Origin of the sequence: Curtobacterium sp. SGAir0471 (assembly GCF_005490985.1) — a bacterium.
Taxonomy (GTDB): domain Bacteria; phylum Actinomycetota; class Actinomycetes; order Actinomycetales; family Microbacteriaceae; genus Curtobacterium.
In genome coordinates this window covers 184,612-198,939 of record NZ_CP027869.1, presented here as the reverse complement: position 1 = coordinate 198,939, position 14,328 = coordinate 184,612, and the positions used below count along the sequence as shown (strand labels likewise).

Annotated in this window: 16 protein-coding genes; 10 read left to right on the top strand and 6 right to left on the bottom strand. The window is 73.0% G+C overall.

Features of this window, described 5'->3' with window-relative positions; all coding sequences use genetic code 11:
• Positions 1 to 61: 61 nt before the first annotated feature.
• On the bottom strand, positions 62 to 502 hold the full coding sequence (locus tag C1N91_RS01045) for a MarR family winged helix-turn-helix transcriptional regulator (RefSeq protein ID WP_137766224.1): 441 nt from the start codon (positions 500 to 502) through the stop codon (positions 62 to 64).
• A 46-nt stretch (positions 503 to 548) separates the two neighbouring features.
• Here C1N91_RS01045 and C1N91_RS01040 point away from each other — a divergent pair, with 46 nt between their 5' ends.
• Positions 549 to 1,784, top strand: a complete 1,236-nt coding sequence (locus C1N91_RS01040; protein WP_137766223.1) for a multidrug effflux MFS transporter — start codon at positions 549 to 551, stop codon at positions 1,782 to 1,784.
• A gap of 48 nt (positions 1,785 to 1,832) precedes the next feature.
• Here the strand turns inward: C1N91_RS01040 and C1N91_RS01035 are convergent, their stop codons facing one another.
• A complete protein-coding gene (locus tag C1N91_RS01035) occupies positions 1,833 to 2,558 on the bottom strand; it encodes a phosphatase PAP2 family protein (protein WP_175415848.1) in 726 nt (241 codons plus the stop codon).
• Positions 2,559 to 2,686: 128 nt separating this feature from the next.
• Between C1N91_RS01035 and C1N91_RS01030 the strand changes: the two genes are divergently transcribed.
• Positions 2,687 to 3,280 (top strand): DUF3800 domain-containing protein, encoded by a 594-nt coding sequence (locus C1N91_RS01030; RefSeq protein WP_137766221.1) that lies wholly within the window; start codon positions 2,687 to 2,689, stop codon positions 3,278 to 3,280.
• A 137-nt stretch (positions 3,281 to 3,417) separates the two neighbouring features.
• On the opposite strand, the gene C1N91_RS01025 is transcribed toward C1N91_RS01030, so the two are convergent.
• Positions 3,418 to 3,726, bottom strand: coding sequence for a Dabb family protein (locus tag C1N91_RS01025; RefSeq protein ID WP_137766220.1), 309 nt, complete (start codon positions 3,724 to 3,726; stop codon positions 3,418 to 3,420).
• A gap of 127 nt (positions 3,727 to 3,853) precedes the next feature.
• Here C1N91_RS01025 and C1N91_RS01020 point away from each other — a divergent pair, with 127 nt between their 5' ends.
• The gene (locus C1N91_RS01020; protein WP_137766219.1) at positions 3,854 to 4,210 is read left to right on the top strand and encodes a VOC family protein; all 357 of its coding nucleotides are present in this window, start codon (positions 3,854 to 3,856) and stop codon (positions 4,208 to 4,210) included.
• A 77-nt stretch (positions 4,211 to 4,287) separates the two neighbouring features.
• Here C1N91_RS01020 and C1N91_RS01015 read toward each other — a convergent pair whose 3' ends face one another.
• Positions 4,288 to 5,175, bottom strand: coding sequence for an SDR family oxidoreductase (locus C1N91_RS01015; protein ID WP_137766218.1), 888 nt, complete (start codon positions 5,173 to 5,175; stop codon positions 4,288 to 4,290).
• 127 nt (positions 5,176 to 5,302) lie between these two features.
• On the opposite strand from C1N91_RS01015, the gene C1N91_RS01010 reads away from it, so the two are divergent.
• Positions 5,303 to 6,121: an SDR family oxidoreductase gene (locus tag C1N91_RS01010; RefSeq protein ID WP_137766217.1), complete on the top strand. Its 819-nt coding sequence runs from the start codon at positions 5,303 to 5,305 to the stop codon at positions 6,119 to 6,121.
• Between the two features lie 74 nt (positions 6,122 to 6,195).
• On the opposite strand, the gene C1N91_RS01005 is transcribed toward C1N91_RS01010, so the two are convergent.
• A complete protein-coding gene (locus tag C1N91_RS01005; RefSeq protein ID WP_137766216.1) occupies positions 6,196 to 6,927 on the bottom strand; it encodes a S1 family peptidase in 732 nt (243 codons plus the stop codon).
• A gap of 134 nt (positions 6,928 to 7,061) precedes the next feature.
• On the opposite strand from C1N91_RS01005, the gene C1N91_RS01000 reads away from it, so the two are divergent.
• Together C1N91_RS01000 and C1N91_RS00995 are read left to right on the top strand one after the other, a co-directional pair.
• A complete protein-coding gene (locus C1N91_RS01000; protein WP_137766215.1) occupies positions 7,062 to 8,591 on the top strand; it encodes a M81 family metallopeptidase in 1,530 nt (509 codons plus the stop codon).
• Complete coding sequence (locus tag C1N91_RS00995) at positions 8,588 to 9,343, top strand: copper homeostasis protein CutC (protein ID WP_137766214.1); 756 nt, start codon at positions 8,588 to 8,590, stop codon at positions 9,341 to 9,343. Before C1N91_RS01000 ends, C1N91_RS00995 begins: the two co-directional genes overlap by 4 nt.
• Before the next feature lie 21 nt (positions 9,344 to 9,364).
• Here the strand turns inward: C1N91_RS00995 and C1N91_RS00990 are convergent, their stop codons facing one another.
• On the bottom strand, positions 9,365 to 9,991 hold the full coding sequence (locus C1N91_RS00990) for a metal ABC transporter ATP-binding protein (protein WP_137766213.1): 627 nt from the start codon (positions 9,989 to 9,991) through the stop codon (positions 9,365 to 9,367).
• 50 nt (positions 9,992 to 10,041) lie between these two features.
• On the opposite strand from C1N91_RS00990, the gene aztB reads away from it, so the two are divergent.
• Genes aztB through C1N91_RS00970 form a run of 4 tightly spaced genes read left to right on the top strand, consistent with a single transcriptional unit; the run spans position 10,042 to position 14,265 of the window.
• On the top strand, positions 10,042 to 10,950 hold the full coding sequence (gene aztB, locus C1N91_RS00985; RefSeq protein ID WP_137766212.1) for a zinc ABC transporter permease AztB: 909 nt from the start codon (positions 10,042 to 10,044) through the stop codon (positions 10,948 to 10,950).
• Positions 10,947 to 12,152, top strand: a complete 1,206-nt coding sequence (locus C1N91_RS00980; RefSeq protein WP_137766211.1) for an ABC transporter — start codon at positions 10,947 to 10,949, stop codon at positions 12,150 to 12,152. The genes aztB and C1N91_RS00980 overlap by 4 nt, the downstream gene beginning before the upstream one ends.
• Positions 12,149 to 13,054 carry a metal ABC transporter solute-binding protein, Zn/Mn family gene (locus C1N91_RS00975; RefSeq protein ID WP_394587051.1) on the top strand — a complete coding sequence of 302 codons (906 nt, stop codon included), beginning with the start codon at positions 12,149 to 12,151 and terminating at the stop codon, positions 13,052 to 13,054. Before C1N91_RS00980 ends, C1N91_RS00975 begins: the two co-directional genes overlap by 4 nt.
• 26 nt (positions 13,055 to 13,080) lie before the next feature.
• On the top strand, positions 13,081 to 14,265 hold the full coding sequence (locus C1N91_RS00970; RefSeq protein WP_137766210.1) for a hypothetical protein: 1,185 nt from the start codon (positions 13,081 to 13,083) through the stop codon (positions 14,263 to 14,265).
• The last annotated feature ends 63 nt before the right edge of the window (positions 14,266 to 14,328 follow it).

The window sequence follows — 14,328 nt, the reverse complement described above, 5'->3', positions numbered from 1 at the left end:
GGCGCACCACGGGACGGTCTGGAGGCGCGTGGCGGCCCCGCCACGCGCCTCCAGGCCGTCGTCAGCCGCGGCGCAGGCCGTCGTCGATGCGCGCGAGCAGGGTGGCAGCCGCGTCGAGTCCGTGCTCGTCGCCGCCGAGGGCGGCGCGGAGCCGACCCGCCCAGTGCGCGTGCAGCCGGGCGATGCTGTCGTGGGCGAGCGGGGTGGGGTGCAGCTGCACGGTCCGGGCGTCCTCCGGGTCCGTGCGGCGCTCGACCATGCCCTTCGCGACGAGGGAGCGGAGCGCGACGCTGCAGTTGCTGCGCTGCAGGGCGGTGGCCTCGGCGACGGCGCTCGGCGAGTCGCCCGGGTTCCGGTGCACCCAGCGCATCACGAGCGCCTCGGTCCCCGTGAGCGGCACGATGTCGAGCGCGTGCGGGCCGTGCGGGTCGACCTCGCGGCCGATGCGCAGCACGACGTCGGCGAACTCGGCGAGGGCGTCGTCGGAGACCGCTGGTGCCATGCCGTCACTGTACCGCTCCTCCACAATGAGTTATGATGTCATAACCATGACGACGGACACCGGATCCATCCGCGCCTCCACGGCGACGCCCTCCACCCGCCCCACGGGCATCACGACACCGCTGCTGCTCGTGCTCGGCCTGCTCAGCGCGGTCGCGCCCTTCGCGACCGACCTGTACCTGCCGGCGTTCCCCCGGATGACCACGGAGCTGTCCGCCTCGGCGACGACCGTGCAGCTCACCCTGACGGCGTTCCTGGTCGGCGTGACCGCGGGACAGCTCGTCTTCGGGCCGCTGTCGGACCGGTTCGGCCGCGTGCCCCCGCTCGTCGCCGGAGCCGCACTCTGCGTGCTCGCGAGCGCCGCTGCCGTGCTCGCGCCGAACGTCGGCGTGCTCGTCGTCGCCCGCCTGCTGCAGGGCCTCGGAGGCGCGGCCGGCATGGTGATCGGCCGCGCCGTGATCTCCGACCTCGCGACCGGCAAGCCGGCGGCGCGGGCGTTCTCGCTCATGATGATCGTCGGCGGGGTCGCCCCCGTGGTGGCGCCGCTGCTCGGCGGGCTGCTCACCGGACCGATCGGGTGGCGCGGACTGCTGTCGATCGTGCTCGGCCTGTCGGTGCTGATGCTCGTCGCCGTGCTCGCCGTCGTGCGGGAGACGCACCTGCGGTCGCGCCGCGACGCCCTGCGGGCCGAGCGCGTGGCGTCCGGTTCGCCGCTGCGGGCCCTGCGATCGCGGACGTTCGTCGGCTACACGGCGGTCTTCGGCTTCGCGTTCGCGGTGATGATGGCGTACATCTCGGCGTCGCCGTTCCTGTACCAGGGCATGCTCGGGCTCGACACCGTCGGCTACGGGCTCGCCTTCGGCCTGAACGCGCTCGCGCTGATGGGCGTGAGCATCCTGTCGGCGAAGCTCACCGCGACCCGGTCGGTCGAGGGCGTCCTGACGCTCGGCATCACCCTCGTGGTGGCGTCGACCGTGGCGTTCGCGCTGCTCGTCGCGACCGGGGCGCCGGTCCTCTGGCTCGCGGTGCCGCTGTTCGCCGCGGTCGGGTCGCTCGGCCTCGTGCTCGGGAACGCCACGGCGCTGGCGCTCGGCGCGGTGCCCGGGGTCGCCGGCAGTGCGTCGGCCGTGCTCGGGGCACTGCAGTTCGGGCTCGCAGCACTCGTGTCACCGCTCGTCAGCATCGGGGGCGAGGGCACGGCGGCACCGCTCGCCGTCGTCATGCTCGCTGCCGCGGTGGTCGCCGTCGTCGCCCTCGTGGCGGCGCGGCGCAGCCGGGCGTAGTCGTCCCGTACCCTGCGGCGCAGCGGGGCTCGTCGGCCGTCGCCGCGGTCAGTGGCGGCGAACGAATGGCACCGCGGCGCCCTCCCGGGGGCGGAGGAACGGGATGCGCGGCATCGCCCAGTCCACCCACACCACCCGGGCCGCCGGTGCCACCGCCAGTGCCCACAGGATCGACGCCGCGGCATCGGTCGGGTAGTGCACCGCGTCGATCGACACCGACAGGAAGACCACCACGATCGCCACGACACCGGCGATCCGGGCGACCTGGTGCCACCGCGTCTCACGGACGACCCACACGAGCGCGATCACGAACGCGGTGATGTAGACCGTGTGGCCGCTCGGGTACCCGGGGTCGGGCTGGACGGGGAACGGGTGCGGCAGGAGCGCCACGTCGGGGCGGGCCCGGTGCACGATCTCCTTGACGACCGCCGAGGGCAGCCAGGTGATCGCGATCGTCATCCCGAACCCGAGCGCCGGCCGGACGTCCCTGGCCCGCCACCAGATGATGCCCGCGACGACGAACGTGATCGCGATCGCCGGGACCGGACTGATGACGTGGTAGACCGCCGTCGTGAAGGCGCCGACCGCACCCGTGTGCAGCGTGTTGAACGCCTTCGCGAGGCCGATGTCCACCGAGCCGAGGAAGAAGCCGATCACCGTCAGGACGACCACTGCGCCGATGCCGATCGTGACGGTCGCCAGCGGGTGGGGGTTCGGCTCGAGGAGGCCGACGACGTCGGCCCTCCTGCGGCGGCGCTCGGGATCGGTGCTCATCAGCCCATCGTCCCAGGGAGAGCCGCTCGTGCCCGCCACGCATGGGCCGTCCAGATCAGAGACCACACAGCCGGAGTCGCTCCCGTCCACGTGCTGCATCCACAGGCCTGCCCGGGGAAGCGTCCTCCGTGTCAGGCTCCGACGAACACGGAACCGATCCGGCGATCGAGTTCCACGGCCACGAGCTGATGGGCGGGACCGGCTCGTGGCGGGTGCTGCGCGGCAGGCACCGCGAGGCCGCGGGCATCTCGTTGGCTGTGCTCCGCGCCGCCCGCGACGGAGGTGTCCGGTACGTCCTCTGCGGAGTCGACGTCGCGAGGTTGCACACGAGGGACCGGCACCCGAGGACTCCCCACGCGGTCGCGTTCGGGCACGTCCTCGAGCAGGTCGACCGCTACACAGCCGCGCTCGGTGCCGGCGAGCAGGCCATCGTCGTCGCCGACGAGATCGCGACGCAGGCAGAACACCAGCGTGCGTTCGCTGGCTACCAGGAGTTCGGCACGCCAGGGCCGCAGTCGTCCAGGCTCCGGAACATCTCCACCCCGATCAACTTCGCGTGCTCTCGCTTCGCCGACGGGTTGCAGGTCGTGGACCTGGCCATGTACGTGCACTACCGGCGGGAACGTGTCGACGATCCACATCCGGCAGCCCGCAGGACGCTCGCACGGCAGTGGGAGGCGATCGCGCCGGCGGTCGTCCACCGGGAGACCTGGCCGCACTGAGACGGCGCCGTACGAGTCCGGGAAGAACGAAGGCCCCGCTGACGGGGCCTTCGGCTGGCGACGTCCCGATCAACGGCCCGTCGTCCGTCCATGCTAGTCGACAGAGGCGACTCGCGCAGGACGATCAGAGCGCACGCTCAGTCCTCGACGTCGAACACGACGACGTTGCTGCTGCCCGCGCCGATGTGGTCGGCGACCGGGCGGTGCTCCGGGTGCGGCAGGTAGCCGGCGAGCGCCTCGCGGTCGCGGGAGCGCACGGTGAGCATCCAGTCGAAGCCGTCCTCCTTGCCCTCGGTGCTGATGCTCGGCCCCGAGTGCACGGACTCCACCCCGTCGATCCGGGACAGGTGCTCGCGGCACAGGTCGTCCGCCCGTGCGGCGTGCTCGCCGATCCCGTCCTGTCCTGCGTCCCACTGCACCAGCACCACGTGCGTCACACCGGCCATGCCCTGCTCCCGTCGTCACCGCCCACACTGCCACCGGCGCACTGGGACACCACTCCGCCTGTGTCCGCACACGGGCACCCGACCTACCGTCGGCCCCGTACGAGACGGCACGACGGAGAGGAACACCATGGCAAGCGGAGTGGCAGCAGTGTGGGTACCGGTCAGCGACATGCAGCGCGCGGTCGCCTTCTACCGGGACACGCTCGGCCTGACGGTCGCGAGCGAGGACGACGACTGGAGCGAGATCGACGCGAACGGGTTGCGCATCGGCCTGAACGGCCGGGAGTCGGCGAGCCCGTCGAGCGGGGGCGGCGCAGTCGTCTCGTTCCAACCGGACGGCAGCATCGAGGACGAGGTCGCCGACCTGCGGTCGAAGGGCGTCGAGTTCGCGGGTGACGTCAGCGAGCACCCGTGGGGGAAGATCGTCCCCTTCCGGGACAGCGAGGGCAACGACCTGCAGCTGTACGCACCGCCGCAGGGCTGACGCGGGAACGGCTGATGGACGGACGAGAGGCGCGTGGCGGATCCGCCACGCGCCTCCCGTCCGTCTGGTGGGAGCGTCTAGAACGCGGGGGTCCCGCCCGCGATCGTGACGGTCGAGCCGGACTGGTAGCTCGACTCCGGGCTGACCAGGTGCACGTACGCGGCACCGAGCTCGGCGGGCTGGCCGGGGCGCCCGAACGGCGATTGCTCACCGAAGTGCGCCACGGTCTGCGCATCGTCCGAGCCCGGCTGCAGCGGCGTCCACACGGGACCCGGTGCGACCGAGTTCACGCGGATACCCTTCGGGGCGAGCTGCTGGGCGACGGCCTCGGTGAAGGTCTTGACCGCGCTCTTCGAGATCGCGTAGTCGATCTTGTCGGGCGACGGGGTGGCTGCCTGGATCGAGCCGGTCGTGACGATCGTCGACCCGGGCTCGAGGTGCGGCACGGCCGCCTGCGTCAGCCAGAACAGCGAGTAGATGTTCGTCTTGAACGTCGAGTCGAAGTGCTCGGTGGTGAGCGACAGGATGTCGTCGTTGCTGTCCATGCGACCGGCGACCATGACGAGCGTGTCGAGGCCACCGAGCTCGTCGACGGCCTTCTGGACGAGGTCCTTGCAGTACTGCTCGTCGGAGATGTCGCCCGGGACGAGGACGGCTTTGCGCCCCTCGGACTCCAGGAGGTCACGGACCTGCTCGGCGTCCTCCTGCTCGTCGGGCAGGTAGGAGAGGACGAGGTCGGCGCCCTCGCGGGAGAGCGCGATCGCGGTCGCACGCCCGATGCCGGAGTCGGCGCCGGTGACGATGCCACGGAAGCCGGTCAGGCGCTCCTTGCCGACGTAGCTCTGCTCACCGTGGTCGGGCTCCGGGTCCATCTTCCACGCGGCGCCGGGCAGCGACTGCTCCTGCTCCGGGAACGGGGGCTTCGGGTAGAGGGAGTTCGGGTCGCGCTTCTCGTACTGGCTCATGGGGCCATGCTGCTCGTCGGCGACTCCGGGCCGGTCCAGCGGGTGCTGTCACCCGGGCACCCAGGTCGCGTCCGGGCGACGGGCGTTGCCTGCTCGCGGTCACCCGAACAGCAACTGGAGGCACCACATGGCGAAGACCTGGTTCATCACCGGAGCATCGAAGGGCTTCGGCCGCGAGTGGACGGAGGCCGCCCTGGAGCGCGGCGACTCCGTCGCGGGCACGGCGCGGAACACCGACGACGTGCAGCCCCTCGTGGAGCAGTACCCGGACACCTTCCTGCCGATCCGGCTCGACGTCACCGACCGCGCTGCCGCGGTCGCCGCCGTCCAGCAGGCCGCGGAGCACTTCGGTCGGCTCGACGTGGTCGTGAACAACGCGGGCTACGGTCACTTCGGCATGGTCGAGGAGCTCACCGAGGACGAGGTCCGCGCGCAGCTCGAGACGAACTTCTTCGGCGCGCTGTGGGTCACGCAGGCGGCGCTGCCGATCATGCGCGAGCAGGGCTCGGGGCACATCGTGCAGGTGTCGAGCATCGGTGGGATCAGCGCGTTCCCGACGGTCGGCGCCTACCACGCGTCGAAGTGGGCGCTCGAGGGCCTGTCGCAGTCGCTGTCGCAGGAGGTCGCCGGCTTCGGCGTCCACGTCACGCTCGTCGAGCCCGGCGGCTTCTCGACCGACTGGTCGGGCCCGTCCTCGAAGCACAGCGAGGAGCTCGACGCCTACGCCGACGTCCGCGAGGCCGCGTCGAAGCGCCCCTCGGCGGCGGACCCGGGCAAGCCGGAGGCCACGCGGTCCGCCATCCTGAAGGTCGTCGACGCGGAGCAGCCGCCGCTGCGCGTCTTCTTCGGGAAGGCGCCCCTCGGCATCGCCGAGCGGGACTACGAGTCGCGGCTCGCGACGTGGCGCGAGTGGCAGCCGGTCGCCGAGGAGGCGCACGGCGTCTGACGCCACCACGTGACGGACGGGAGGCACGGTGCCGGCTGGCACCGCGCCTCCCGTCCGTCAGTGGGTCGCGACGGTCAGACGCCTGCCGTCGAGCGGATCCACGACGACGACTGCGACAGCAGCGCGTAGTTCGACCCGGCCGTCGTGTTCGCACCCGGGTCGGCGCTGTCACCGGTCGAGCACACCGCGACGACCTTGCCGTTGACCAGGAGCGGGCCGCCCGAGTCGCCGTGGTTCGACGCACCGGTCACACCGGTGACGTGCTGCGCCTTGCCGCTGTAGGCGTCACGCGACGCACTCGTGAGCGAGACGGTCGCCTGGTAGAGCCCGTCCGACTGCTGCGCGTTCGCGCGGAGGCCGTAGCCCTGGATGACACCCGTGCCGCTCGACTTCGCCGCCGCGGTCAGGTCGAGGGGCGCGTAGGTCGACAGCGTGTAGGTGCTGCGCAGGTGCACGAGGGCGATGTCCCCGGCCGGCGCGGCGCTGACGCGGTCGACGGCGACGGCGGTGCCGCGGTTCGTGGTGGAGTTCGAGTGGTAGACGTTCATCGCGCCGATGCCGTCGATGCAGTGGCGGGCGGTGACGATCCACGATGCGTTGATCTGCTCGCCGGTGCAGTTGCTGACGTAGCCGGACGGGATGGTGCCGCCGGAGGCCTCGAGCTGGACGGCCCAGGTGGTGGAGGGCGCCTTCTCGCCGCCGACGACCTCGGCGCCGGCGGGCAGCGCGGAGGCGGGGGCGGCGGCGAACACGCCGCCGGCGACGACGGCCACGGCGGCGAACGCCGCTGCGAGGGTGTGCTTCATGTGGACTCCTCGGTCAGGGACCCTGCTGCGTTGCAGGGTGCAACTGGGAGTCATCCTGACCCCCGTCCGGGGGCCGCACCAGTCCGCACTTCCACCGACACCACGCCCGGGCGCCGGCGTCGTAGGGTGAGCACGTGTCCGCCCACGGAACCGACGGAGTCCGCCGCCCGGTGATCGCCATCGCCGGACTCGCGATCGAGACCTCGACCTTCACACCGACCCGGACCCTCGCTCCGGCCTTCCACCCTGATCGCGGGGACGAGGTCGTCGCGCGGCACCCGTTCCTGGCGGCGTACGAGCACGCTGCCGAGTTCCGCGGAGCACTCACCGGGCACGCGCTGCCCGGCGGGGTCGTCGCCCGATCGGCCTACGAGGAGCTCGCCGACGAGATCGTCGCCCGGCTGACGGAGATCGGGCCGGTCGACGGTCTCTGGTACGACATCCACGGCGCGATGGTGGTCGAGGGCCTGGACGACGCCGAGACGGACCTGCTCGGACGCATCCGCGCGGTCGTCGGCCCCGACACGATCATCTCCGCATCGATGGACCTGCACGGCAACGTCACGCGGGAGCTCGCGCACCAGCTCGACCTGGTCACCTGCTACCGCACGGCCCCGCACGAGGACGTCGACGCGACCCGGGAGCGCGCGGTGCGGAACCTGGTGGACGTGCTCACGACGCGTCCCGTCGGACACCGGCGACCCGTGAAGGCCTGGGTGCCGATCCCCGTGCTGCTGCCGGGCGAGCAGACCTCCACCCGGGTCGAACCGGCGGCGTCGTTGTACGCGCAGGTCGCCGAGGTCGAGGCCGCCGACGGGGTCCTCGACGCGTCACTCTGGGTCGGGTACGCGTGGGCGGACCAGCCCCGCGACCATGCGGTCACGGTCGTCACCGGATGGGACACCGACGCCGTCGCCGCCGGGGCGGAACGGCTCGCCCGCGCGTTCTGGGACGCCCGCGAGGACTTCGCCTTCGTGGCACCGACGGGGACGTTCGACGAGTGCATCACCGCGGCGCTGGCGCCCGGGGCCGCGCGCCCGTTCTTCGTCTCCGACTCGGGCGACAACCCGACCGCCGGTGGGTCGGGCGACATGACGTGGGGGCTGACGCAGGTGCTCGCGCACCCGGCGTTCGCCGCCCCGGACGGCCCGACGTTGCTCTACGCGAGCGTCCCCGGTCCGGCTGCGGTCGCCGAGGCCGTTGCCGCCGGGGTCGGCGCGACCGTCACGGTGACGGCGGGCGCCGAGGTCGACGACGTGCACGCGGGGCCGCTCACGATGACCGGCCGGGTGCACGCGGTCCGACACGGCGACCGGGATGCCGAGACCGAGGTCGTGCTGCAGGTCGGCAGCGTCTTCGCGGTCCTGACGACGCTCCGCAAGCCGTACCACCACGAGCACGACTTCATCGACCTGGACCTCGCCCCGCGGGAGGCTGACGTCGTCGTCGTGAAGATCGGCTACCTCGAACCGGAGCTGTTCGACATGGCGGCCGACTGGATGCTCGCACTCACCCCGGGTGGCGTCGACCAGGACCTGCTCCGCCTCGGGCACCACCGGATCGAGCGACCACTGTTCCCCTACGATCGGGAGTTCGCGACGCCGCCGGACCTGTCCGCGCGCATCGTGCCGCCATCGGACGAGCCACTCGGAGCAACCCCGTGAACCCACCCCCGTCATCGACGGTCGCACTCGAGATCGCCGTGACCTCGCCCGCCGGGGCGATCGTCGCCCGTGACGCCGGGGCCGACCGCGTCGAGCTCTGCACCGGTCTCGAACTCGGCGGACTCACCCCGTCGCAGGCACTCGTCGAGGCGACGCACGAGACCGGGATCCCCGCGCACGCCCTGGTGCGCTGCCGCCCCGGGGGTTTCACCTACGACGCCGACGAGCTCGCGCTGCTGGAACGCGAGGTCCGCACGGTCCTGCGCTCCGGGGCTGCGGGTGTCGTGGTCGGTGCCCTGCGTCCGGACCGGTCCCTCGACGAGGACGCCCTGCGCCGCTTCGTGGACGCAGCCCGCTCGGTCTCCGCGCACGCCGAGGTCACCCTGCACCGAGCGGTCGACCACGCGGCCGACCCGGTCGAGACGGTGGCGCGGCTCGCCGACCTCGGTGTCACGCGGGTGCTGACCTCCGGCGGCGCCGCGAGTGCCCCTGCGGGTGCGGCGACGATCGCGCGCATGGTCGACGCCGCCGGGCCGGTCCAGGTGATGGCCGGCGCCGGGGTCACCCCCGCCGACGTCCCGGCACTGGTCGCGGCCGGGGTCGCCGCGGTGCACCTCTCCGCGAAGCGGTCGGTCGGCGGCGCCGGACACGGGGGTGTGCCGATGGGCAGCGGGGACGACGGCTCCGGGCACACCGTCACGGACCCGGCTGTCGTGGCCGCAGCGCGCGCGGCCCTCGATCGGATCGCCTGACGCCCGCCGCCCCCGAGCCCGTCAGCCGAGTGCCACGACGCGGTCCGCCGCGGTGATCGCGAGCGGGTCGTGCGCCGCGTGGACCACGACGACGCCCGCAGCCGCCTCGTCGGCGAGCGCCGTCGTCACGAGGGCAGCGGAAGCCGCGTCCACCCCCGCCGTCGGCTCGTCGACCAGCAGCACGGGGGCCTGCTGCGCGAGCCCGAGCGCGACGAAGGTCCGCTGGCGCTGGCCACCGGACAGCTGGTCGAGCGGCCGATCCGCGAGCTCCGCGATCCGCATGCGCGCCAGCTGCTCGTCCACGACGGCCCGGTCGGTGCGTCCGAGCGGACGCCACCACGGCCGGCCCCGCCAGCGCCCCATCGCGACCGTCGACCGGACGGTGAGCGGGAGCGCGGTCGGCGGGACGGCCTGCGTCACGTACGCGACACCGCCGGCCGGGAGGCCCGTCACCACTCCGCCGTGCACGGTCACCACCCCGGCGAGCGCGTCGAGCAGGGTCGACTTGCCGGATCCGTTCGGTCCGGTCAGCGCCGTCACGACCCCGGCGGGGAAGGTCGCGTCGAACCCGTCGAGCACGGTGCGGTCACCACGGCGGACGACGAGACCGGAGGCCCGGAGGGCGCTGGTGTCGAGGGCTGTAGGCACCTGAGCACGCTATCAGTATCGATAGTCATTTTCATGTAGCGTCTCCCAGCGTGACCTGGCTGACCGACCCGTTCTCCGTCGACTTCATGCTGCGCGCCCTCGTCGGCGGCGCCCTGACGGCGGTGCTCTGCGCGGTCGTCGGCACCTGGGTGCTCGTGCGCGGGATGGCGTTCCTCGGGGAGGCCCTGGCGCACGGCATGCTCCCGGGCGTCGCGGTCGCCACGCTCACCGGGGTCCCCGCCGTGCTCGGCGCCGCGGTGAGCGCCGGCGTGATGGTGCTCGGCGTCGGCGCACTCCGTCGGCGCGCCCGGTTGTCGTACGACACCTCGATCGGACTGCTGTTCGTCGGCATGCTCGCCCTCGGCGTCATCATCGTGTCGTCCTCCCGGTCCTTCGCCACCGACGTGACCGCGATCCTGTTCGGGGACGTCCTCGCCGTGACCCGCACCGACCTGGGCGGGCTCGGCATCGCCGTCGTCGTGGCACTCGTGCTCGCCGCGGTCTTCCACCGGCCCTTCACCGCCGCCGCGTTCGACACCCGGAAAGCCGCGACGCTCGGGCTCCGCCCGCGCCTGGCCGAGGTCGTGCTCGTCGGGCTCGTCACCCTCGCGGTCGTCGCGTCCTACCGGGCCGTCGGGACGCTCCTGGTCGTCGGGCTCCTGCTCGCACCGGCAGCCGCGGCCCGGGCGTGGACCCGCCAGGTCGGCTCGACCATGCTCCTCGCCGCCCTGATCGGCAGCGCGGCCGTCACCACCGGCCTGCTCGTCTCCTGGCACGCCGGGACCGCCGCCGGCGCGAGCATCGCGGCCGTCGCTGTCGCCGGGGTCGCCGTCTCGCGCGGGCTCGCCGCCCTCACCTCGCTCCGGCGACGACGCACGAGCCCGGCCCGGACGCCCGCTCCAGCACCGGCACCAGCACCACGCACACCAGCACGACCAGCACCACGAGAGGGAGCATGAACCAGCCCACGACCCGTCGCGCACCATCGCGACGCATCACCACCGCGGTGGTCGCCGCCGGGCTCGCGCTCGGCCTGACCGCCTGCTCGACCGAGGACACCGCCGGGCCGGCAGCCGACGAGACCACCGCCACCGCGAAGCCGCACGGCTACGTCGAGGGGGCGAGCGAGGCCCAGGAGCCGCAGGTGCGCCTCCTGGCCGTGTCCGCGGACGGATCCACCACCGTCCACGACCTGATCGCCGACGAGACCACCGAACTCGACGACGTCGAGGCACCGGACCACTCGACGACCGACGGACGCTTCCTCGTCACCAGCACCGGGGACCGCACGACGATCATCGACGGCGGGGCGTGGACGGTCGACCACGGCGACCACACGCACTACTACGCGGCCGAACCCCGGGTCGTCGGCACGATCGACGGTGGCGGCCCCGTCGAGGTGCACTCCTCGGAGACGATGACGACGATCACGTGGCCGGAGCGCGGCGAGGGCGTCGTCCTCGACCGGGCGGCACTCGGTCAGGGCGTCGTCCAGGAGACCGTCCGGGTCGATGCGACCGTGCTGCTGCCGTTCGGCGAGCAGCTGGTCGCCGGTACCGCCGACGGCGTGCGGGTGCTCGATGCCGACGGCGAGCCGACCGACGGGCAGCCGACCGGCGCCGAGGCCGCGTGCACGGACCCGGCCGGCGGCATCGTCACGCGTGCGGGAGCAGTGGTCGGGTGCGCGGACGGTGCGGTCGTCGTCGGTGAGGACGGCGGGGTCACCGCCGTCGCGCTGCCCGACGGCGCCGACCGTCCGACGGCGTTCTCCGCCCGTGCAGGCAGGCCGACGGTCGCGGGGCTCGCCGGCGATCGCGGCGCCTGGCTGCTCGACAGCCGCGAGGGCAATTGGCGGCTGGTCGAGACCGAGCGTCCCCTGCGCGCCGTGAGCGCCGTCGACGACGAGGACGAGCACGTCGTCGGCATCGACGACCAGAGCCGGGTCGTGGTGCTCACGGCGTCGACGGGCGCGATCGCCACGACCGAGCCGCTGCTCGACCCCGACGAGCAGCCGCTCCTGCAGCTCGACGCCCAGCGCGCCTACGTCGCCGACGCCTCCGGGCCGCAGGTGCACGAGATCGACTTCGCGGACGGTGCCCGCGTCGCGCGGTCGATCGACCTGACCGCAGCCCCCGTCGCGTTCGCCGAGGTCGGGCTGTGACGCGCCGGTTCCGGGTCGGGGCTGCACTGGCCCTCGCCGCGGGACTCGTGACGACCACGGCGGGGTGCTCGTCCGCGGGATCGGACCGCCCGGTCGTCGCGGTGACGACGAACATCCTCGGCGACGTCGTCTCCGAGGTGGTCGGGGACGCCGCCGACGTGATGGTCCTCATGCCCCCGGGCGCGGACCCGCACTCGTTCGAGGTGTCCGCGCAGGAAGCCGCCCGACTCCGGACCGCCGACCTCGTCGTCGAGAACGGCCTCGGGCTCGAGGAGGGCGTCGCGCGGCACGTCGAGGCAGCCGCGTCCGACGGGGTCCCGGTGTTCACCGCCGGCGACCACGTCGACGCGCTCGAGTGGACGACCGAGGACGACAGCGGCCCGGATCCGCACCTGTGGACAGACCCGGCTCGCATGGTGGACGTCGTCGAGGCGCTCGACGGAGCCCTGCGTGAGGCCGGCGTCGAGCCGAGCGGGACCGCCGCCTACCTCGACGAGCTGACCACGCTCGACACCGAGATGTCCGAGGCGTTCGCGGGCATCCCGGACGAGCGCCGGGCCCTCGTGACGAACCACCACGTGTTCGGGTACCTCGCCGACCGATACGGCTTCCGCGTGGTCGGCGCCGTGATCCCCAGCGGCACGACCCTGGCGTCGCCGAGCGCCGCCGACCTGCGGGACCTCGCTGCAGCGATCGACGAGGCCGGGGTCCCGACGATCTTCGCCGACCTGTCGCAGCCCGCGCGCCTGGCCGAAGTGCTGGCCGACGAGGTCGACGTGCACGTCGAGATCCGCTCGCTCGCCACCGAGTCACTGACCGAGGACGGAGCAGCGTCGACCTACCTCGGCATGATGCGCTCGAACACGGACGCGATCGTCGACGGCCTGTCGATTTCTAGATGAGAATGAGAATCAGTACAGTGAACGACATGACATCCCTGCGCACCACGCTCGCGCCCGCAGCCCTGCTCGGCGCCGCAGCCCTCGTCCTCACCGGCTGCTCGACCTCGCCCGCCGACGCGGAGGCCGAGGGCGGCCGCACCGCGACGGCCGCCTCGACCGACGGGGACCGCATCGTCCTCACCTACGACGGCGGCCTGCTCACCCTCGACCAGGACCTGCGGGTCGTCGCCGACGACGGCATCGACGGCTTCACCCGCGTGAACCCGGCCGGCGACGGCCGCCACGTGCTCGTCACCGTCCCCGAGGGCTTCCGGGTCCTCGACACCGCGGCCGACCCCGCCCTGACCGACGCGGTCTTCCCGGCCGACACCGGCGGGCACGCGGTCGTGCACGGCGAGAAGACCGCGCTCTTCGCCGACGGCAGCGGCGACGTGACGGTGTTCGACCACGACGACCTCGACGGCGACACGCTCCCCGACGTCGAGACGACGGAGTCCGAGGCCGCCCACCACGGCGTCGCCATCGTCCTCGAGGACGGGACGCTCCTCTCCACGATCGGCTCCGAGGAATCCCGCTCCGGCGTCCGCGCGCTCGACGAGGACGGCCAGGAGATCGCGCGTTCCGAGGAGTGCCCGAGCGTCCACGGCGAGGGAGCGGTCGAGGACGAGGTCGCGGTCTTCGGCTGCACCGACGGAGCGCTGGTCTACCAGGACGGCGCCTTCACGAAGATCGACGCCCCGACCGAGTACGGCCGTACCGGCAACCTCTTCACGACCGAGTCGAGCTCGATCGCGGTCGGCGACTACAACGACGACCCGGACAGCGAGGGCTACCTGCTCGACCAGGTCGCGCTCATCGACGCCGCGGCGGGCGAGTACCGCGTGACCGACATGCCCGAGGGCGTCGGGTTCACCTTCCGCGACATCGCGCGCGGCCCCGCTGACGAGGCCGTGATCCTCGGCTCCGACGGCGCGCTGCACAGCTTCGACGTCGCGACCGGCGAGCCGACCGACACGGTCGACGTCATCGACGCCTGGGAGGGCCCGGCCGAGTGGCAGGACGCCCACCCGGCCCTCAAGGTCGCCGGCAACGTCGCCTACGTCACCGACCCTGCGGAGCGGAAGATCCACGCGGTGGACCTCACGACCGGGGAGGTCGTCGCCTCGAGCGACGAGCTGCCGGGCGTCCCGAACGAGATCGCGGTCGCCTGACCGACGCGTCACCACCTGACGGACGGGAGGCGCGGTACCGGCTGGTACCGCGCCTCCCGTTCG